At 54.6% G+C, this 21,162-nt stretch carries 19 protein-coding genes; 18 read left to right on the top strand and 1 reads right to left on the bottom strand.

What is annotated here, in order from left to right:
* Nucleotides 1–53: 53 nt before the first annotated feature.
* From BRO54_RS05990 to BRO54_RS05925, 14 genes are all read left to right on the top strand, one after another.
* Complete coding sequence (locus BRO54_RS05990; protein ID WP_074043426.1) at nt 54–4,358, top strand: PolC-type DNA polymerase III; 4,305 nt, start codon at nt 54–56, stop codon at nt 4,356–4,358.
* Between the two features lie 244 nt (nt 4,359–4,602).
* Nucleotides 4,603–5,076: a ribosome maturation factor RimP gene (gene rimP, locus BRO54_RS05985; RefSeq protein ID WP_015374427.1), complete on the top strand. Its 474-nt coding sequence runs from the start codon at nt 4,603–4,605 to the stop codon at nt 5,074–5,076.
* Nucleotides 5,077–5,100: 24 nt separating this feature from the next.
* Nucleotides 5,101–6,252 (top strand): transcription termination factor NusA, encoded by a 1,152-nt coding sequence (nusA, locus tag BRO54_RS05980; RefSeq protein WP_033025099.1) that lies wholly within the window; start codon nt 5,101–5,103, stop codon nt 6,250–6,252.
* Between the two features lie 13 nt (nt 6,253–6,265).
* Nucleotides 6,266–6,556, top strand: a complete 291-nt coding sequence (rnpM, locus tag BRO54_RS05975) for an RNase P modulator RnpM (RefSeq protein ID WP_033025100.1) — start codon at nt 6,266–6,268, stop codon at nt 6,554–6,556.
* A complete protein-coding gene (locus BRO54_RS05970; protein WP_033025101.1) occupies nt 6,546–6,854 on the top strand; it encodes a YlxQ family RNA-binding protein in 309 nt (102 codons plus the stop codon). Before rnpM ends, BRO54_RS05970 begins: the two co-directional genes overlap by 11 nt.
* A gap of 13 nt (nt 6,855–6,867) precedes the next feature.
* Nucleotides 6,868–9,087, top strand: a complete 2,220-nt coding sequence (infB, locus tag BRO54_RS05965) for a translation initiation factor IF-2 (RefSeq protein ID WP_033025102.1) — start codon at nt 6,868–6,870, stop codon at nt 9,085–9,087.
* On the top strand, nt 9,084–9,362 hold the full coding sequence (locus BRO54_RS05960; RefSeq protein ID WP_011230764.1) for a DUF503 domain-containing protein: 279 nt from the start codon (nt 9,084–9,086) through the stop codon (nt 9,360–9,362). Before infB ends, BRO54_RS05960 begins: the two co-directional genes overlap by 4 nt.
* 15 nt (nt 9,363–9,377) lie before the next feature.
* The gene (gene rbfA, locus BRO54_RS05955) at nt 9,378–9,761 is read left to right on the top strand and encodes a 30S ribosome-binding factor RbfA (protein ID WP_033025103.1); all 384 of its coding nucleotides are present in this window, start codon (nt 9,378–9,380) and stop codon (nt 9,759–9,761) included.
* Between the two features lie 54 nt (nt 9,762–9,815).
* Entirely contained in the window at nt 9,816–10,724 is a 909-nt protein-coding gene (gene truB / locus BRO54_RS05950) for a tRNA pseudouridine(55) synthase TruB (protein ID WP_033025104.1), read from the top strand.
* 43 nt (nt 10,725–10,767) lie between these two features.
* Nucleotides 10,768–11,748, top strand: coding sequence for a bifunctional riboflavin kinase/FAD synthetase (gene ribF, locus BRO54_RS05945; protein WP_033025121.1), 981 nt, complete (start codon nt 10,768–10,770; stop codon nt 11,746–11,748).
* A gap of 87 nt (nt 11,749–11,835) precedes the next feature.
* Nucleotides 11,836–12,105 (top strand): 30S ribosomal protein S15, encoded by a 270-nt coding sequence (gene rpsO / locus BRO54_RS05940; RefSeq protein WP_011230768.1) that lies wholly within the window; start codon nt 11,836–11,838, stop codon nt 12,103–12,105.
* Nucleotides 12,106–12,245: 140 nt separating this feature from the next.
* Complete coding sequence (gene pnp, locus BRO54_RS05935; protein WP_013523420.1) at nt 12,246–14,417, top strand: polyribonucleotide nucleotidyltransferase; 2,172 nt, start codon at nt 12,246–12,248, stop codon at nt 14,415–14,417.
* Between the two features lie 87 nt (nt 14,418–14,504).
* The gene (locus BRO54_RS05930) at nt 14,505–15,488 is read left to right on the top strand and encodes a polysaccharide deacetylase family protein (RefSeq protein ID WP_074043413.1); all 984 of its coding nucleotides are present in this window, start codon (nt 14,505–14,507) and stop codon (nt 15,486–15,488) included.
* Nucleotides 15,475–16,722 (top strand): M16 family metallopeptidase, encoded by a 1,248-nt coding sequence (locus tag BRO54_RS05925; protein ID WP_074043412.1) that lies wholly within the window; start codon nt 15,475–15,477, stop codon nt 16,720–16,722. Before BRO54_RS05930 ends, BRO54_RS05925 begins: the two co-directional genes overlap by 14 nt.
* 63 nt (nt 16,723–16,785) lie before the next feature.
* Here BRO54_RS05925 and BRO54_RS05920 read toward each other — a convergent pair whose 3' ends face one another.
* The gene (locus tag BRO54_RS05920) at nt 16,786–17,028 is read right to left on the bottom strand and encodes a YlmC/YmxH family sporulation protein (protein WP_011230772.1); all 243 of its coding nucleotides are present in this window, start codon (nt 17,026–17,028) and stop codon (nt 16,786–16,788) included.
* 194 nt (nt 17,029–17,222) lie between these two features.
* Here BRO54_RS05920 and dpaA point away from each other — a divergent pair, with 194 nt between their 5' ends.
* The 4 genes from dpaA (at nt 17,223) to dapG (ending at nt 21,159) form a co-directional block, all read left to right on the top strand.
* Complete coding sequence (dpaA, locus tag BRO54_RS05915; protein ID WP_033025107.1) at nt 17,223–18,128, top strand: dipicolinic acid synthetase subunit A; 906 nt, start codon at nt 17,223–17,225, stop codon at nt 18,126–18,128.
* Nucleotides 18,125–18,730 carry a dipicolinate synthase subunit B gene (locus BRO54_RS05910; RefSeq protein ID WP_013145721.1) on the top strand — a complete coding sequence of 202 codons (606 nt, stop codon included), beginning with the start codon at nt 18,125–18,127 and terminating at the stop codon, nt 18,728–18,730. Before dpaA ends, BRO54_RS05910 begins: the two co-directional genes overlap by 4 nt.
* A 111-nt stretch (nt 18,731–18,841) precedes the next feature.
* A complete protein-coding gene (gene asd / locus BRO54_RS05905) occupies nt 18,842–19,885 on the top strand; it encodes an aspartate-semialdehyde dehydrogenase (protein ID WP_074043411.1) in 1,044 nt (347 codons plus the stop codon).
* 20 nt (nt 19,886–19,905) lie between these two features.
* On the top strand, nt 19,906–21,159 hold the full coding sequence (gene dapG, locus BRO54_RS05900) for an aspartate kinase (protein WP_074043410.1): 1,254 nt from the start codon (nt 19,906–19,908) through the stop codon (nt 21,157–21,159).
* Nucleotides 21,160–21,162: the final 3 nt, after the last annotated feature.

Genomic DNA, 21,162 nt, shown 5'->3' with positions numbered 1-21,162 from the left:
GTATGATTGATTATAGAAAGAGAATGATGTTGAGAGGGGAACAAACGGACGTCATGGTGACAAAAGAGCAAAAAGAGCGGTTTCTCATCCTGCTTGAGCAGCTGAAGATGACGTCGGACGAATGGATGCCGCATTTTCGTGAGGCCGCCATTCGCAAAGTCGTAATCGATAAAGAGGAGAAAAGCTGGCATTTTTACTTTCAGTTCGCCAACGTGCTGCCGGTTCATGTATACAAAACGTTTGTCGATCGGCTGCAAACGGCGTTCCGCCATATCGCCGCCGTCCGCCATACGATGGAGGTTGAAGCGCCGCGCGTGACAGAGGAGGATGTGCAGGCGTATTGGCCGCTTTGCCTTGCCGAGCTGCAAGAAGGCATGTCGCCGCTTGTCGATTGGCTCAGCCGGCAGACGCCGGAGCTGAAAGGAAACAAGTTGCTTGTCGCCGCCCGCCATGAAGCGGAAGCGCTGGCGGTCAAACGGCGGTTCGCCAAAAAAATCGCTGATGTGTACGCTTCGTTTGGGTTTCCACCCCTTCAGCTTGACGTCAGCATCGAGCCGTCCAAACAAGAAATGGAACAGTTTTTGGCGCAAAAACAGCAAGAGGACGAAGAGCGGGCGCTTGCTGTACTGACCGATTTGGCGAGGGAAGAAGAAAAGGCCGCGTCTGCGCCGCCGTCCGGTCCGCTTGTCATCGGCTATCCGATCCGCGACGAGGAGCCGGTGCGGCGGCTGGAGACGATCGTCGAAGAAGAGCGGCGCGTCGTTGTGCAAGGCTATGTATTTGACGCCGAAGTGAGCGAATTAAAAAGCGGCCGCACGCTGTTGACCATGAAAATCACAGATTACACGAACTCGATTTTAGTCAAAATGTTCTCGCGCGACAAAGAGGACGCCGAGCTCATGAGCGGCGTCAAAAAAGGCATGTGGGTGAAAGTGCGCGGCAGCGTGCAAAACGATACGTTCGTCCGTGATTTGGTCATCATCGCCAACGATTTGAACGAAATCGCCGCAAACGAACGGCAAGATACGGCGCCGGAAGGGGAAAAGAGGGTCGAGCTCCATTTGCATACCCCGATGAGCCAAATGGACGCGGTCACCTCGGTGACAAAACTCATTGAGCAAGCGAAAAAATGGGGGCATCCGGCGATCGCCGTCACCGACCATGCCGTTGTTCAATCGTTTCCGGAGGCCTACAGCGCGGCGAAAAAACACGGCATGAAGGTCATTTACGGCCTTGAGGCGAACATCGTCGACGATGGCGTGCCGATCGCCTACAATGAAACGCACCGCCGTCTTTCGGAGGAAACGTACGTCGTCTTTGACGTCGAGACGACGGGCCTGTCGGCTGTGTACAATACGATCATTGAGCTGGCGGCGGTGAAAGTGAAAGACGGCGAGATCATCGACCGGTTCATGTCGTTTGCCAACCCTGGACATCCGTTGTCGGTGACAACGATGGAGCTGACCGGGATCACCGATGAGATGGTGAAAGACGCCCCGAAGCCGGAAGACGTGTTGGCCCGTTTTGTTGACTGGGCCGGCGATGCGACGCTTGTTGCCCACAACGCCAGCTTTGACATCGGGTTTTTAAACGCGGGTCTCGCTCGCCTGGGGCGCGGAAAAATCGCGAATCCAGTCATCGATACGCTCGAGCTGGCCCGTTTTTTATACCCGGATTTGAAAAACCATCGGCTCAATACATTGTGCAAAAAATTTGACATTGAATTGACGCAGCACCACCGCGCCATCTACGACGCGGAGGCGACCGGGCATTTGCTTATGCGGCTGTTGAAGGAAGCGGAAGAGCGCGGCATACTGTTTCATGACGAATTAAACAGCCGCACGCACAGCGAAGCGTCCTATCGGCTTGCGCGCCCGTTCCATGTGACGCTGTTGGCGCAAAACGAGACTGGATTGAAAAATTTGTTCAAGCTTGTGTCATTGTCGCACATTCAATATTTTCACCGTGTGCCGCGCATCCCGCGCTCCGTGCTCGTCAAGCACCGCGACGGCCTGCTTGTCGGCTCGGGCTGCGACAAAGGAGAGCTGTTTGACAACTTGATCCAAAAGGCGCCGGAAGAAGTCGAAGACATCGCCCGTTTTTACGATTTTCTTGAAGTGCATCCGCCGGACGTGTACAAACCGCTCATCGAGATGGATTATGTGAAAGACGAAGAGGTGATCAAAAACATCATCCGCAGCATCGTCGCCCTTGGTGAGAAGCTTGACATCCCGGTCGTCGCCACCGGCAACGTCCATTACTTGAACCCAGAAGATAAAATTTACCGGAAAATCTTAATCCATTCGCAAGGCGGGGCGAATCCGCTCAACCGCCATGAGCTGCCGGATGTGTATTTCCGTACGACGAATGAAATGCTTGACTGCTTCTCGTTTTTAGGGCCGGAAAAAGCGAAGGAAATCGTTATCGACAACACGCAAAAAATCGCTTCGTTAATCGGCGATGTCAAGCCGATCAAAGATGAGCTGTATACGCCGCGCATCGAAGGGGCGGACGAGGAAATCCGGGAAATGAGCTACCGGCGGGCGAAGGAAATTTACGGCGACCCGTTGCCGAAACTTGTTGAAGAGCGGCTTGAGAAGGAGCTAAAAAGCATCATCGGCCATGGCTTTGCCGTCATTTATTTGATCTCGCACAAGCTGGTGAAAAAATCGCTCGATGACGGTTATCTTGTCGGGTCGCGCGGATCGGTCGGCTCGTCGTTTGTCGCGACGATGACGGAAATCACCGAGGTCAATCCGCTGCCGCCGCATTACGTTTGCCCGAACTGCAAGCATTCGGAGTTCTTTAACGACGGTTCGGTCGGCTCAGGGTTTGATTTGCCGGATAAAAACTGTCCGCGATGTGGGACGAAATACAAAAAAGACGGGCACGACATCCCGTTTGAGACGTTTCTCGGCTTTAAAGGCGACAAAGTGCCGGATATCGACTTGAACTTTTCCGGCGAATACCAGCCGCGCGCCCACAACTATACGAAAGTGCTGTTTGGCGAAGACAACGTCTACCGCGCTGGGACGATTGGCACGGTCGCCGACAAAACGGCGTACGGATTTGTCAAAGCGTATGCGAGCGATCATAATTTGCAGCTGCGCGGCGCGGAAATCGACCGGCTCGCGGCTGGCTGCACCGGGGTGAAGCGGACGACCGGGCAGCATCCGGGCGGCATCATCGTCGTCCCGGATTATATGGAAATTTACGATTTTACGCCGATTCAATATCCGGCCGATGACACGTCCTCCGAATGGCGGACGACCCATTTCGACTTCCATTCGATCCACGACAATTTGTTGAAGCTCGATATTCTCGGGCACGACGATCCGACGGTCATCCGCATGCTGCAAGATTTAAGCGGCATCGATCCGAAAACGATCCCGACCGACGACCCGGATGTGATGGGCATTTTCAGCAGCACCGAGCCGCTTGGTGTTACGCCGGAGCAAATCATGTGCAATGTCGGCACGATCGGCATTCCGGAGTTTGGCACGCGCTTCGTTCGGCAAATGTTGGAAGAGACAAGGCCAAAAACGTTTTCCGAACTCGTGCAAATTTCCGGTTTGTCGCACGGCACCGATGTGTGGCTCGGCAACGCGCAAGAGCTCATTCAAAACGGCACTTGCACGTTATCGGAAGTCATCGGCTGCCGCGACGACATTATGGTCTATTTGATTTACCGCGGCCTCGAGCCGTCGCTCGCTTTTAAAATCATGGAATCCGTGCGCAAAGGAAAAGGCTTAACGCCGGAGTTTGAAGCAGAAATGCGCAAACATGACGTGCCGGAGTGGTACATCGATTCATGCAAAAAAATCAAGTACATGTTCCCGAAAGCGCACGCCGCCGCCTACGTGTTAATGGCGGTGCGCATCGCCTACTTTAAGGTGCACCATCCGCTTTTGTATTACGCGTCGTACTTTACGGTGCGGGCGGAGGACTTTGACCTTGACGCCATGATCAAAGGGTCAGCCGCCATTCGCAAGCGGATTGAGGAAATCAACGCCAAAGGCATTCAGGCGACGGCGAAAGAAAAAAGCTTGCTCACGGTTCTTGAGGTGGCCTTAGAGATGTGCGAGCGTGGATTTTCTTTTAAAAATATCGATTTGTACCGCTCGCAGGCGACGGAATTCGTCATTGACGGCAATTCGCTCATTCCGCCGTTCAACGCCATTCCGGGGCTTGGGACGAACGTGGCGCAGGCGATCGTGCGCGCCCGCGAGGAAGGCGAGTTTTTGTCGAAGGAGGATTTGCAGCAGCGCGGCAAAGTATCAAAAACGCTGCTGGAGTACTTAGAAAGCCGCGGCTGCCTTGACTCGCTTCCGGACCATAACCAGCTGTCGCTGTTTTAGTGGAAACGCCGCCGCTGAAGGAAGCGGACAGCGCTCTTTCGTCTGGGCGGCAGTTTCCCGTTGCAATATATTTCCCAATGTGTTATAGTTTTAGTGGAATTGGCAAAGATAATGGCAAGCAAAGAGTGGGGAAACCCACTCTTTCGTCTTGAATGGACACCCGTCTCTCGTTCATTCCCCGCCCTGTGCAGGGGATTTTCTCATTATGCCATGCATGCACGTTTGCTCGGTAAGGAGGAACACAATGAGCAAAAAGGTGACAGAAACGGTCGAACAACTCGTCACACCGATCTTGGACGAAATGGGGCTTGAACTCGTCGATATTGAATATGTGAAGGAAGGGAAAAATTGGTTTTTGCGCGTTTTCATTGACTCTGACGATGGCGTCGATATTGAACAATGCGGTGCTGTCAGCGAAAAATTGAGCGAAAAGCTGGATGAAGTCGACCCGATTCCGCATAACTATTTTTTGGAAGTGTCATCGCCCGGAGCGGAGCGGCCGCTGAAAAAGGCAAAAGATTTTGCCAAAGCCATTGGGAAACATGTATATATCAAAACGTATGAACCCATTGAAGGAGAAAAGCAGTTTGAAGGCGAACTAACCGCTTTTGACGGAACGACCGTGACGCTGTTGGTCAAAGACCGCGGACGGCAAAAAACGGTCGCCATTCCGTATGAAAAAGTGGCAAGCGCCCGATTAGCCGTCATTTTCTTCTAATCGCAAAAGGGGGATTTTTGTTGCATGAACACGCAATTGCTTGAGGCGTTAGCCGATTTGATGCGGGAAAAAGGCATCAGCAAAGAAGTTGTCATGGAAGCGATCGAAGCGGCGATCGTTTCGGCGTATAAACGCAATTTCGGACAGGCGCAAAACGTGCGCGTCGATCTCAATATGGACACCGGCACGATCCGCGTGCTCGCCCGCAAAGATGTCGTCGAAGAGGTGACCGACCCGCGCCTTGAAATTTCGCTTGAGGACGCGCAGCGGATCAATCCGAACTATCAAATCGGCGATGTCGTCGAGCTCGAAGTGACGCCGCGCGATTTCGGGCGCATCGCCGCGCAGACGGCGAAGCAAGTCGTCACCCAGCGCGTGCGCGAGGCGGAGCGGAGCATCATCTACGCCGAATTTGTCGACCGTGAAGAGGACATTATGACCGGCATCGTCCAGCGCGTTGACCCGCGCTTTGTCTACGTCAGCCTCGGCAAGGCGGAGGCGCTCCTGCCGGCAAACGAACAAATGCCGAATGAAACATATAAGCCGCACGACCGGTTGAAAGTATACATTACGAAAGTGGAAAAAACGACAAAAGGGCCGCAAATTTTCGTCTCCCGCACCCACCCGGGACTGTTGAAACGGCTGTTTGAGCTCGAAGTGCCGGAAATTTACGACGGAACGGTCGAGATTAAATCGATCGCCCGCGAAGCCGGCGACCGTTCGAAAATTTCCGTCCACTCCGACAACCCGGAAGTCGATCCGGTCGGCGCGTGCGTCGGACCGAGAGGGCAACGCGTGCAGGCCATTGTTGATGAGCTGAACGGAGAAAAAATCGATATCGTCCGCTGGTCGGCCGATCCGGTGGAGTTTGTCGCCAACGCGTTAAGCCCGGCGAAAGTGCTGCGCGTCATTGTCAACGAAGAGCAAAAGGCGACGACGGTCATCGTTCCGGACTATCAGCTGTCGCTCGCCATCGGCAAACGCGGGCAAAACGCGCGGCTGGCGGCGAAATTGACCGGCTGGAAAATCGATATTAAAAGCGAATCGGAAGCGCGGGAGATGGGCATTGATCCGCATGCGCCAACCACTTCGCTTGATTTCAGCGATGCGGCGGCCGATAATGAAAATAGCGAAGAAAACGGCCCATCGTTTGATCAATCGGCGGAAATCGAGTGAGGGGGAATGAAAAATGGCAGCGCAAAAGAAAATTCCGTTGCGCAAATGCGTCGTCACTGGAGAGATGAAGCCGAAACGGGAGATGGTGCGCATCGTCCGCTCGAAAGAGGGGGAAGTGTCGATCGACCCGACCGGCAAAAAGGCGGGGCGCGGCGCGTATATTACCCTTGATCCGGAATGCATTTTGCAGGCGAAAAAGAAAAACATTTTGGCCCGCCATTTAAAAGCAGACATCGCCGATGCGATTTATGACGAATTGCTCGCCTTGGCGGAAAAGGAGAAACAGGCCGGACATGAAGCATAACCGTTGGGCATCGATGCTTGGATTGGCGCAGCGGGCGGGCAAAGTCGTCTCCGGCGAGGAGCTTGTCGTCAAAGAAGTGCAGCGGGGCCGGGCGCGGCTCGTCTTGCTTTCGCAAGACGCATCGGTCAACACCGAAAAAAAAGTAACGGATAAATGCACGTTTTATGGCGTCCCGCTTTGCAAAGTGCCGGACCGGTATACGCTTGGCGGCGCGATCGGCAAGGACGCCCGCGTCGTTGTCGCTGTCACCGACGAAGGGTTTGCGCGCCAATTGCAGACGATGCTCGACCGATCTTAATGGGGGTGAATGTATGTCGAAAATGCGTGTGTATGAATACGCGAAAAAACAGAACGTGCCAAGCAAGGACGTTATTCATAAATTGAAAGAAATGAACATTGAAGTGAACAACCATATGGCGATGCTGGAGGCTGATGTCGTCGAAAAACTCGACCATCAATATCGCCCGAACGCCGGGAAAAAAGAAGAGAAAAAAGCGGAAAAGAAAACGGAGAAGCCGAAACGGCCGACGCCGGCGAAAGCGGCCGATTTTGCTGATGAGGAAATTTTTGACGACAGCAAAGAAGCGGCGAAAATGAAACCGGCGAAGAAAAAGGGAGCGCCAAAAGGGAAGGAAACGAAAAAAACCGAGGCGCAACAGCAAGAAAAGAAACTGCTCCAAGCGGCGAAAAAGAAAGGAAAAGGGCCGGCGAAAGGGAAAAAGCAGGCAGCACCAGCCGCAAAACAAGCGCCGCAGCCGGCGAAAAAAGAAAAAGAGCTGCCGAAAAAAATTACGTTTGAAGGCTCGCTTACCGTGGCCGAACTGGCGAAAAAGCTTGGCCGCGAACCGTCGGAAATTATTAAGAAGCTGTTTATGCTCGGCGTGATGGCGACAATCAACCAAGATTTAGACAAAGACGCCATCGAGCTCATCTGCTCGGATTACGGGGTTGAAGTCGAAGAAAAAGTGACGATCGATGAGACGAACTTTGAAGCGATCGAAATTGTCGACGCGCCGGAAGATTTGGTTGAACGGCCGCCGGTCGTGACGATCATGGGGCACGTCGACCATGGGAAAACGACGTTGCTTGATGCGATCCGCCATTCCAAAGTGACGGAGCAAGAAGCCGGCGGTATTACGCAACACATCGGTGCGTATCAAGTGACGGTCAATGACAAAAAAATTACGTTCCTCGATACGCCGGGGCATGAAGCGTTTACAACGATGCGGGCGCGCGGCGCGCAAGTGACCGATATCGTCATTCTTGTCGTTGCCGCGGATGACGGGGTGATGCCGCAGACGGTGGAAGCGATCAACCACGCCAAGGCGGCAAACGTGCCGATTATTGTCGCCATCAACAAAATTGATAAGCCGGAAGCGAACCCGGACCGCGTCATGCAAGAATTGATGGAATACAACCTCGTTCCAGAAGAATGGGGCGGCGATACGATTTTCTGCAAGTTGTCGGCGAAAACGAAAGAGGGCCTTGATCATCTTTTGGAAATGATTTTGCTTGTCAGTGAGATGGAAGAATTAAAAGCCAACCCGAACCGGCGCGCGGTCGGTACGGTGATCGAAGCGAAGCTTGATAAAGGGCGTGGCCCGGTGGCAACGCTTTTGATTCAAGCGGGAACGTTGCGTGTCGGCGATCCGATCGTCGTCGGCACAACATACGGGCGCGTGCGCGCGATGGTGAACGACAGCGGCCGGCGCGTCAAAGAGGCGACTCCGTCGATGCCAGTCGAAATTACTGGGCTGCATGAAGTGCCGCAAGCCGGCGACCGCTTCATGGTGTTTGAGGATGAGAAAAAGGCGCGGCAAATCGCGGAGGCGCGGGCGCAGCGGCAGCTGCAGGAGCAGCGAAGTGTCAAAACGCGCGTCAGCTTGGATGATTTGTTCGAACAAATTAAGCAAGGCGAAATGAAAGAGCTGAACTTGATCGTCAAAGCCGATGTTCAAGGATCGGTTGAGGCGCTTGTCGCCGCCTTGCAAAAAATCGATGTGGAAGGCGTGCGGGTGAAAATCATCCACGCGGCGGTCGGCGCCATCACCGAATCGGACATTTCGCTGGCGACGGCATCGAACGCCATCGTCATCGGCTTTAACGTCCGTCCGGATGCAAACGCAAAGCGCGCCGCTGAATCGGAAAAAGTCGACATCCGTCTCCATCGCATCATTTACAATGTCATCGAGGAAATTGAAGCGGCGATGAAAGGGATGCTCGATCCGGAGTACGAGGAAAAAGTGATCGGCCAGGCGGAAGTGCGGCAAACGTTCAAAGTATCGAAAGTCGGCACGATCGCCGGTTGCTATGTCACTGACGGCAAAATCACCCGCGACAGCAAGGTGCGCCTCATTCGCCAAGGCATCGTCGTCTACGAAGGGGAAATCGATTCGCTCAAGCGGTATAAAGACGATGTGCGCGAGGTGGCGCAAGGGTATGAATGCGGGCTGACGATCAAAAACTTCAATGATATTAAAGAAGGAGATGTCATCGAAGCATACGTCATGCAGGAAGTGGCTCGGGCATGATCGGCTTCGCCGCGTGCGAATGCATCATCTACAACGCCCGATCGCTCAAGGATAAACGGGCCGTCCTGCAGCGAGTGATGACAAGAATCCGGCAAAAATATAACGTCTCTGTGGCCGAAATCGATCATCAAGACGCATGGCAGCGAGCGACCATCGGTCTTGTCGCCATTACGTCCAGCCGCCGGGCGACCGAACGGGAGCTCGAACGGGCGCTCGCTTTGATCGACTCGTTCCCTGAGCTGGAGCGGGCGGCCACGTCATTCGAGTGGTTGTAACCGAGGTGATGGATGATGAATATACGGGCAACTCGCGTTGGCGAGCAAATGAAAAAAGAGTTGAGCGACATCATCAGCCGCAGGCTGAAAGACCCGCGCATCGGCTTTGTCACGGTGACCGATGTGCGGGTCACCGGCGATTTGCAGCAGGCGAAAGTGTACATCAGCGTCCTCGGCGATGATGAACAGCGGGAAAATACATTGAAGGCGCTCGAGAAAGCGAAAGGGTTTATCCGTTCGGAAATCGGACAGCGCATCCGCCTGCGCAAGACGCCGGAAATTTTCTTTGAAATCGATGAAACGATCGAATACGGCAGCCGCATCGAACAGCTGATCCGGCAAATTTCAAGCGATGACCACCCGGCGAAAGAGGCGGATGAGGAGCCGAACAATGGATAGACGAACCGTCTATCCATTTCCATTCATGATTATGGAAACGGAAAGGGTGCGCCGATGGACGGGGTATTGCTGCTCAATAAACCGAAAGGGATGACGTCGCACGACTGCGTGGCCAAAGTGCGCCGCCTGCTTGGCGTAAAAAAAGCGGGGCACACCGGCACGCTTGACCCAAACGTGTCCGGTGTGCTGCCAATTTGCCTTGGCAAGGCGACGCGCATCGCCGAATTTTTGACCGGGACGACGAAAACGTACGAAGGAAAAGTGACGCTTGGCGCGGCGACGACAACCGAAGATGCGGACGGCGACATCATCGCCGCCCGTCCGGTTGACCGATCGATTGCGCGCGCGGAGATCGAAGCGGTGTTTGACAGCTTGACCGGGGAAATTGAGCAAACACCGCCGATGTACTCCGCGGTGAAAGTGGGCGGCAAAAAACTGTATGAATACGCGCGCGCCGGCATCGAAGTCGAACGCCCGACGCGGCGCGTGACCATTTATGAGCTCGAACTGCTTGATGAATGTGAACAATTCTTTGGGAAAACGGTGTCATTTCGCTTTCGCGTCACGTGCAGCAAAGGCACGTACGTACGCACACTGGCGGTGATGATCGGCGAGCGGCTCGGCTATCCGGCGCATATGTCCGACCTCATCCGCACGGCGTCCGGGCCGTTTCGGCTTGAAGATTGCGTGACGTTTGAAGACGTTGAGCGCCGGGCGGCCGACGGGACGGCCGATGCCTTGCTCATTCCGATCGAGCGAGCCCTTTTTCATTTGCCGAAATATGAAATCAATGATAAAGTAGCAGAGAAGGTAAAAAATGGGGCGCTGCTCCGGCTTCCCGCTTTTTTAGAGAAGCTTGACGGGCCGGTCGTTCTTGTTTCGCCCGAGCGGGAAGCGCTGGCCCTGTACGTGAAGCATCCGGCGCACCCCGGTTTGATGAAACCGCTCAAAGTGTTTCGTTAACGCCGCGGGTGCAGCGCGGAAATAAAGAAGGTAGGTCATGGACATGGAAACGCTGTTTCTTTCGCATCCGCACCGTCTCGAACGCCAGGCGCTCCCTCCGACGGTGATGGCGCTCGGCTATTTCGATGGCATCCACCTCGGCCATCAAAAAGTGATCCGCACCGCGGTCGAGATCGCCAACGAGCGCGGGTACGAAAGCGCGGTGATGACGTTTCATCCTCATCCGTCCGTTGTGCTCGGCAAACAGTCCGAGCTGCGCTTGATCACGCCGCTTGGCAAAAAGGAGCAACTAATTGCATCACTTGGCGTCAACCGGCTGTACATCGTTGAATTTACGCCGACGTTTGCCGCGCTGTCGCCAGAAGCGTTCGTTGACCAATATTTGGATGGGTTGCACGTGAAGCATGTCGTCGCCGGCTTCGATTTCACTTACGGGCGGTTCGGAAAAGGAACGATGGAGACGATGCCGATTCATGCGCGCGGCCGCTTTGGACAGACGGTCATTCCGAAGCTCGCGGTCGACGGGGAAAAAGTGAGCTCGTCCCGGGTGCGGAAACTGCTCGAAGACGGGGCGGTCGAACAGCTCCCCCGCCTGCTCGGCCGCTTTTACGAGCTTGAAGGAACGGTCGTTGCCGGGGAGCGGCGCGGACGGATGATCGGCTTTCCAACGGCGAACATCGCTTTAAACAGCGATTATGCCTTGCCGACAGTCGGCGTCTATGCAGTCAAGGCGACGATCGGCGGGCAAGTATATGAAGGGGTGGCGAACGTCGGCTACAAACCGACGTTCCATGAAACGCGCGAAGGATTGCCGAATATTGAAGTGCACTTGTTCGAGTTTTCCGGCGATATTTATGGACAAACGATGACAATTGAGTGGCACCGCCGTCTGCGGAGCGAGCGGAAGTTCGCCAGTGTCGACGAACTGACGGCGCAAATCGCCCGCGATAAGAAAGAGGCGGAGCAGTATTTCCGCTGTTTCGGCGAAAAGACTTGCATTTTGCCGGAAAAAGAGGTATTCTAATCAATGTATGCGAACCATTGCTTGGCTAGGCGAGTCACCGACGCCCGCTCGGCAATCGGGGATGTAAAGCTAGGGAGGTGAACAACGATGGCATTGACGCAGGAGCGCAAACGCGAAATCATCGAGCAATTTAAAATCCATGAGAACGACACCGGTTCTCCGGAAGTGCAAGTTGCTATCCTGACGGAGCAAATCAACAACTTGAACGAGCATTTGCGCATTCATAAAAAAGACCATCATTCACGGCGCGGCTTGCTGAAAATGGTCGGGAAGCGCCGCAACTTATTGGCCTATTTGCGCAAGAAAGATGTGGCGCGCTACCGTGAATTGATTGAGAAACTTGGATTACGTCGATAAAAAAGCGGGAGCATTCCCGCTTTTTTGCTAGTTTATAGGCGTGATTGACACGGCGATGATAACAATGGCGCCAATTCGTCTATACTAATCATCAGCGGATCCATATTTTTATTTGTACATAGAGAGGAGTACTCGTCTGTATGGAACAAGAGAAACGCGTGTTTTCCATCGATGTGGCTGGGCGGCCGCTCATTGTTGAAACCGGCGAACTGGCGAAACAGGCGAACGGGGCGGCGCTCGTCCGCTACGGCGATACGGTCGTGCTGAGCACGGCCACCGCGTCGCGGGAGGCGAAAAACGTCGACTTTTTCCCGCTCACCGTCAACTACGAGGAGCGGCTGTACGCCGTCGGGAAAATTCCGGGCGGGTTTATTAAGCGCGAAGGCCGCCCGAGCGAGAAAGCGATTTTGGTGAGCCGACTCATCGACCGGCCGATTCGCCCGCTGTTTGCTGAAGGATTCCGCAACGAAGTGCAAGTCGTCTCGATGGTCATGAGCGTCGATCAAGACTGCGCGCCGGAAGTAGCGGCCTTAATCGGTTCGTCGGTGGCGCTGACGATTTCCGACATTCCGTTTGAAGGGCCGATCGCCGGTGTCATCGTCGGCCGCGTCGACGGCCAGTTTGTCATCAATCCGACGGTCGAGCAAATGGAAAAAAGCGATCTGCATCTTGTCGTCGCCGGCACAAAAGATGCGATCAACATGGTGGAAGCCGGGGCGGATGAGGTGCCGGAAGAAGTGATTCTTGAAGCGATCATGTTCGGCCATGAGGAAGTGAAGCGGCTCATCGCCTTCCAAGAGGAAATCGCCGCCCAAGTCGGCAAAGAAAAAATGGAAGTCGTCCTTTACGAGCCGGATCCAGCGCTGGAGGCGGAAATCCGCCAGCTTGCGGAAGCGGACATTAAGCGAGCGGTGCAAGTGCCGGAGAAACTGGCGCGCGATGCTGCCATTGAAGATGTGAAAGCTGGCGTCATCGCCAAATATGAGGCGGAAGAAGCGGATGAGGAGAAGCTCAAGCAAGTACAGGAAATTTTGCATAAGCTCGTGAAAGAGGAAGTGCGCCGTTTGATCACGGTCGAGAAAATCCGTCCGGACGGGCGCAAAGTCGATGAAATCCGTCCGCTCTCATCGGCGGTCGGCGTCCTGCCGCGCACGCACGGCTCCGGTTTGTTTACGCGCGGGCAGACGCAAGTGTTGAGCGTTTGCACGCTTGGGGCGCTTGGCGATGTGCAAATTTTGGACGGGCTTGATCTTGAAGAATCGAAGCGGTTTATGCACCATTACAACTTCCCGCCGTTTTCCGTCGGGGAAACCGGGCCGATGCGCGGGCCGGGGCGGCGTGAAATCGGACACGGGGCGCTTGGCGAACGGGCGCTCGAGCCGGTCGTGCCGTCGGAGCGCGAATTCCCGTATACGATCCGCCTCGTTTCGGAAGTGCTTGAGTCGAACGGCTCGACATCGCAGGCCAGCATTTGCGCCAGCACGCTGGCGATGATGGACGCTGGGGTGCCGATTAAAGCACCGGTCGCCGGCATTGCTATGGGGCTTGTGAAAAACGACGACCATTACACGATTTTGACCGACATTCAAGGCATCGAAGACCATCTTGGCGATATGGACTTTAAAGTCGCCGGCACGAGAAAAGGCGTCACTGCGTTGCAAATGGACATTAAAATCAAAGGGTTGACGCGCGAGATTTTGGAAGAGGCGCTCATGCAAGCGCGCAAAGGGCGGCTTGAGATTTTGGACCATATGATGCAAACGCTCAGCGAGCCGCGCAAAGAGCTGTCCAAATATGCGCCGAAAATTTTGATCATGCACATCAATCCGGACAAAATCCGTGAGGTCATCGGACCAAGCGGCAAGCAGATCAACAAAATCATCGATGAAACCGGCGTCAAAATCGACATCGAACAAGACGGCACGATTTTCATCTCGTCTGTGGATGAAGCGGCCAACCAAAAAGCGAAGCAAATCATCGAAGACATCGTCCGCGAAGTCGAAGTCGGCCAAGTGTATTTGGGCAAAGTGAAGCGGATCGAAAAATTCGGCGCCTTCGTTGAGCTGTTCAACGGCAAAGACGGGCTTGTCCACATTTCCGAGCTCGCTGAAGGGCGGGTCGGCAAAGTCGAAGACGTCGTTTCGATTGGCGATGAAATTTTAGTGAAAGTAACGGAAATCGATAAGCAAGGGCGCGTCAACCTGTCGCGCAAAGCGGTGTTGCGCGATGCCCGCAACATTGGAGGGGAACTGCCGCGGGAATCTAGGGAAAAACGAGGAAGACGGCCGGAGCGCCATCGCATGAAGCCTTAGGAATTTGTTTCTTAAGGCTCTTTTGTTATGTTCTATCCTGTCCCCCTAAGACATATGTTGTAGTAGTAAAAAAGGAGGGGGACAAGGGTGAACAACGGCTATGCCCGCTATATGGCGCTAGCGGTCATGTTTCTTGCCGCCTGGGCGGCGGTTCATTGGCCGCCGGTTGGCGATTACATCGCGAGCTGGCGCCCGATGGAAACGACCGCGATGAAAGAGCGCGACAAGCTGTATGACACGATCGTCAAACAAGCGAAGCAATATGAAATTCCCGCCCAAGATGCGGTCATCGATAAAGTATGGAAGGCGACGCCCGGCTACAACGGGCTCGCCGTCGACATCGATGCTTCTTATGAAAATATGAAGAAAACCGGAACGTTTGACGAACGGAAACTTGTGTTCCGTCAAGTGCCACCCCGCGTCCATTTGGACGATTTGCCGCCGGCGCCGATTTACCGCGGCCATCCTGACAAGCCGATGGTGGCGTTTGCTGTCAATGTCGCTTGGGGGGAAGAATACCTCCCCGACATGCTTGAGACGCTGAAAAAATACAATGTCAAGGCGACGTTCTTTTTAGAGGGGCGATGGGTAAAAAATCACCCGGAGATGGCAAAAATGATAGCAGACGCCGGCCATGAAATCGGCAACCATTCCTACAGCCATCCCGATATGAAAACGCTCGCTGTCGACAACATCCGACGTGAGCTCGAGAAAACAAACGAAGTGATTGAGGCGGCGACGGCGGTCAAATGCAAATGGTTTGCCCCGCCAAGCGGCAGCTACCGCGACGAGGTCGTCGAGATCGCCGCGGAACTCGGCATGAAAACGATTCTATGGAGCGTCGATACAATTGATTGGCAAAAACCGTCGCCATCTGTTATAGTGAAACGGGTGACATCAAACGTCCATCCCGGCGCCATCATTTTAATGCATCCGACGATGCCGACGGCGGCTGCGCTTGACGAGCTGATCGCCTCGATCAGGCGCCAAGGCTACGCCTTAGGCAGCTTGACGGCCTTATTCGATGAGAAAAGACTGGCAAACAAACAGGAGGAACATGGAGTTGATTAACAAATATACGTGCAAAAACGGTGTGCGAATCGTGCTCGAGCAAATCCCGACCGTGCGCTCGGTGGCCATCGGCATATGGATCGGGACTGGCTCGCGCAATGAAACGGAGCAAACCAACGGCATTTCCCACTTTTTAGAGCATATGTTTTTCAAGGGGACAACGACGCGTACGGCCCGGGACATTGCGGAAGCGTTCGACAGCATCGGCGGGCAAGTGAACGCTTTTACATCGAAAGAGTATACATGTTACTACGCCAAAGTGTTGGATGAACACGCGCCGCTGGCGCTTGAAATGCTCGCCGATATGTTTTTCCACTCGACATTTGTGGAGGATGAGCTGCAAAAGGAGCGCAACGTTGTGCTCGAGGAAATCAAAATGTATGAAGATACACCGGATGACATCGTCCACGATTTGCTCGGCAAAGCGTGCTATGCAAGCCACCCGCTCGGCTATCCGATTTTGGGCACGGAAGAGACGCTGCGCACGTTCACTGGCGACACGCTGCGCCAATATATGGCGGATTACTATACACCGGATCGCGTCGTCATTTCGGTCGCCGGCAACGTCGACGAACGGTTTATTGACGAGGTCGAGCGCTATTTCGGCTCGTTCACCGCAGAAAGCAAGCCGCTTTCTTCAGGGACGCCGTTGTTTGTGCCGCAAAAGATCGCGCGCAAAAAAGACACCGAGCAGGCGCACGTATGCATCGGATTCAACGGGCTGCCGATCGGCCATCCGGACGCGTATCCGCTCCTCATCTTGAACAATATTTTAGGCGGCAGCATGAGCAGCCGGCTGTTTCAGGAAGTGCGCGAACAGCGCGGATTGGCGTATTCGGTGTTCTCGTACCATTCCGCCTACCAAGACAGCGGCCTGCTCGCCATTTACGCCGGCACAGGAAGCAGCCAGCTTGATGTGCTGTTCGAAACGATCCAGCAGACCATTCGCCAGCTGAAGGAGGACGGAGTGACCGAAAAAGAGCTGCATAACAGCAAAGAGCAGATGAAAGGAAGCCTGATGCTTGGGCTCGAGAGCACGAACAGCCGGATGAGCCGCAACGGCAAAAATGAACTCCTTCTCGGCCGCCATCGCTCGCTTGATGAGATCATTGAAGAGATTGAAAGCGTCACAGCAGAAAAAGTAAACGAACTGGCGCGCACGGTTTTCACGGACGATTACGCACTCGCCTTAATCAGCCCGGACGGCGTGCTGCCGCGCCCGCTCCGTTCATAGACCGAGCATCAAAAAAGCTAACGACCTTTCGCTAGGTTGTTAGCTTTTTCGTTTCCGCCTCTTTCATCCTTCCTCGGGGACATCGATCATCACCATATCGGCGCCGATTTTGCGAATATATTTCCACGGCACGCGAATTTCCTGTCCGTCTTTGCGAAACCCGAACCATTTTCCCGTCGGGATGAGCAGCGCCTCGATCTGCCCCGTCTGCTCGTTAATTTCCAAATCGGTCTGCCCGAGCACCCCGAGCCGCTCAGCTCGGCTTACATCGACAATTTCTTTTCCGCTTAACTCGCTCAGCCTCATGCTGGTTTCCCCCCCTTTTGGCTTCTTTACTTCTATATGTAAGGAACAAAACCGGAAAAAATGACTGCCTCTTGTCTGCTGTCAGCGCATATCACCCATTTTTTCCTACAAGGATATTCACCTATATTTTCTTTCCGACATAAGATGGGAAAGGAAACGGAGCAGTTTGCCAAAAAAGAAGGTGAGCGTACAACATGATGCTGACAGGAATGCACATCGCCATCATCGGCGGCGATGCTAGGCAGCTTGAAGTCATTCGCAAACTCGTTGAACTCGATGCGAAGTTGTCGCTTGTCGGCTTCGACCAGCTCGCCCATCATTTCACCGGGGCGATGAAGCTGCCGATTGGCGAAGTCGATTTTGCCGATTTGGATGCGATCATTTTGCCGGTTCACGGCACGACGCTGGACGGAAACGTCAACAGCGTGTTCGCCCACGAACCGATTCCGTTTACAGAAGAGATGGTGCAAAAAACGGCGCAGCAATGCACGATTTATTCCGGCATCAGCAACGCGTATTTGGACGAATTGGTGAAAAAAACAGGGCGCAAGCACGTGCAGTTGTTTGAGCGCGACGATGTCGCCATTTACAACTCGATTCCGACCGCGGAAGGCACGGTGATGATGGTCATTCAGCATACGGATTTTACGATCCATGGCTCGCGCGTCGCTGTCTTGGGGCTTGGACGCGTCGGCATGACCGTCGCCCGAACGTTCGCCGCGTTGGGGGCGAAAGTGAAAGTCGGGGCGCGCCGGTCGGAGCATCTCGCCCGCATCACGGAAATGGGGCTCGTGCCGTTTCACTTAAACGATTTGGAAAAAGAAGTGCGTGACATTGACGTCTGTATCAACACCGTGCCTCATCTCATCGTGACGGCGAGCGTCATCGCGAAAATGCCGCCTCATACGCTGATTATCGATTTGGCGTCAAAACCGGGCGGCACTGACTTCCGCTATGCCGAAAAGCGCGGAGTGAAAGCCATTTTGGCGCCCGGGCTGCCTGGGGTCGTCGCGCCGAAGACAGCTGGGCAAATCATTGCCAACGTCTTGGCGCAACTGTTATATGAAGATTTACAAAAACGGGAGGAGAATCATGCATGAGCGGGAACAGCTTGAAAGGAAAACGGATCGGCTTTGGCCTCACCGGGTCGCATTGCACATATGATGCGGTGTTCCCGGAGATCGAGAAGCTCGTCAACGAAGGAGCGGAGGTGCTGCCGATCGTCACCTATACGGTGAAAACGACGAACACCCGCTTCGGGGAAGGGGAAGAATGGGTGAAAAAACTGGAGCAGCTGACCGGAAACGAGGTGATCGATACGATCGTCAAAGCAGAACCTCTCGGACCGAAAATTCCGCTCGACTGCATGGTGATCGCCCCGCTTACCGGCAACTCGATGAGCAAGCTAGCCAACGCCATGACCGATTCCCCGGTGCTCATGGCCGCCAAAGCGACGATGCGCAACCACCGCCCGGTCGTGCTTGGCATTTCCACAAACGATGCGCTCGGCTTAAACGGCGTCAACTTAATGCGGCTTATGGCGGCAAAAAACATTTATTTCATTCCGTTCGGCCAAGACGCCCCGCAGGCGAAGCCGAACTCAATGGTCGCCTACATGCCGCTTTTGCGCGATACGATTCTTGCCGCGCTTGAAGGGAAGCAGCTGCAGCCGGTCATTATCGAGCGGTTCCGCTACAACTGAATCAAAAATCAATGTTCCGCATAAAAATGTTCTCTCGTCCGCAACGGAATGTGATAAAATAAAGACTATGAATTCACTTCTTAGAGTGACGATGTGGAAGGAGAATGGTTGATGGCTCAAAAACAATATCATGTCGCTGTCGTCGGAGCAACGGGGGCAGTTGGGCAGCAAATGGTGCGGACGCTTGAAGACCGGAACTTCCCGGTTGGAAAATTGACCTTGTTGTCATCGGAGCGGTCAGCCGGCAAAAAAATGCGCTTCCGCAGCGAGGAGATCGAAGTGCGGGCGGCATCGCCCGAGCGCTTTGATGGGGTCGACATCGCCTTGTTCAGCGCCGGCGGCGCCGTATCGAAAGCGCTGGCGCCGGAAGCGGTGCGGCGCGGGGCGATCGTGATCGACAATACGAGCGCGTTTCGGATGGAGGAAAACGTGCCGCTTGTCGTTCCGGAAGTGAACGAAAGCGACTTGACGTGGCATAACGGCATTATCGCCAATCCGAACTGCTCGACGATTCAAATGGTCGTGGTGTTGGAGCCGATTCGGAAAGCGTTTGGCTTAGAGCGCGTCATCGTCTCGACGTACCAGGCTGTCTCCGGGGCGGGAGCGCAGGCAATTGAAGAGCTCAACGAGCAGACGAAAGCCGTGCTCGAAGGCAAGCCGGTTGAGGCGAACATTTTGCCAGTGAAATCGGACCGGAAGCATTACCAAATTGCGTTCAACGCCATTCCGCAAATCGATAAGTTTCAAGACAATGGATTTACGTTTGAAGAAATGAAAATGATCAATGAAACAAAAAAAATTATGCATATGCCTGAGCTGAAAGTGGCGGCGACGTGTGTGCGCATTCCGGTAGCGAGCGGCCATTCGGAATCGGTGTACATCGAAATTGAACAAGACGGCGTCACCGCTGCCGACTTGCAGGCGGTGCTCCGCGAAGCGCCGGGCGTCGTGCTTCAAGATGATCCGAGCGAACAGCTGTACCCGATGCCGGTGGACTGCGTCGGTAAGTATGACGTGTTTGTCGGCCGCATTCGCCGCGATTTGGACAACCGCCGCGGCTTCCATCTATGGATTGTCGCTGACAACTTGCTAAAAGGCGCAGCCTCGAATTCGGTGCAAATCGCAGAAAGTTTGTTGAAGCTCGGGCTCATTTGAAAAAGCATCGAGGTGTTAGCATGAAACTCATTGTTCAAAAGTTCGGCGGCACGTCCGTCCGCGATGAGCGCGGACGGAACTTGGCGCGCCGCCATATTGAACGGGCGTTGGAAGATGGCTATAAAGTCGTGGCCGTCGTATCGGCTATGGGACGTTGCGGCGATCCATATGCGACCGATACGCTGCTTAGTTTGATCGGCGGCGTTCATCACCATGTCACAAAACGAGAGCAAGATATGCTTATGGCGTGCGGAGAAATCATCTCAAGCGTTGTGTTCAGCAACTTGTTGAACGAACACGGCATCAAAGCGACGGCGTTCACCGGCGCCCAGGCCGGATTCCGCACGAACAGCGATCATACGAACGCGAAAATTCTCGAAATGCGCTGCGACCGCCTCCTTGAGGCGCTTCGGCAATACGACGTTGTCGTTGTCGCCGGCTTTCAAGGCATGGCGGAAAACGGCGACATGACAACGCTCGGCCGCGGAGGAAGCGACACGTCGGCGGCGGCGCTCGGCGCGGCGTTAAACGCGGAGTGGGTCGATATTTTCACCGATGTCGACGGCGTCATGACCGCTGACCCGCGCATCGTTGAGAGCGCCCGGCCGCTTGATGTCGTCACGTATACGGAAATTTGCAACATGGCGTACCAAGGGGCGAAAGTGATCCATCCGCGCGCGGTGGAGATCGCCATGCAGGCGAAAGTGCCGCTGCGCATCCGCTCGACGTACTCCGATGCACCCGGGACGCTCGTCACTTCATCGGTCCGCGGCCGAAAAGGAAGCGATGTGAAAGAGCGGCTTGTCACCGGCATTACGTACGTCGCCGACGTCACACAAATCAAAGTGCTGGCGAAAGAAGGCCGCTATGAGCTGCAGTCTGACGTGTTTCAAGCGATGGCCCATGAAGGGATCAGCGTGGACTTTATCAACATTTCCCCGTACGGTGTTGTGTACACCGTGAGCGGCGACATGACGGAAAAAGCGGTGGCCGCCCTGCGCCGCATCGGCTACGAACCGGCCGTGACGCCCCGATGCGCCAAAGTGTCGGTCGTCGGCGCCGGCATTGCCGGCGTGCCGGGGGTGACGGCGAAAATCGTCACCGCCTTGTCGGAGCAAGGCATTCAAATTTTGCAGTCGGCCGACAGCCATACGACGATTTGGGTGTTAGTGAAGCAAGACGATATGGAAAAAGCGGTCAACGCCCTGCATGACGCCTTCTGCTTATCCGAGGCGGATGCGGGCGGAGATGAAGCGATTTGGAGCGAGGAGTGAAAA

This window comes from Geobacillus proteiniphilus (genome assembly GCF_001908025.1).
Lineage (GTDB): Bacteria > Bacillota > Bacilli > Bacillales > Anoxybacillaceae > Geobacillus > Geobacillus proteiniphilus.
The sequence above is the reverse complement of the archived record's forward strand: the minus strand, read 5'-3'. Positions and strand labels throughout refer to the sequence as shown.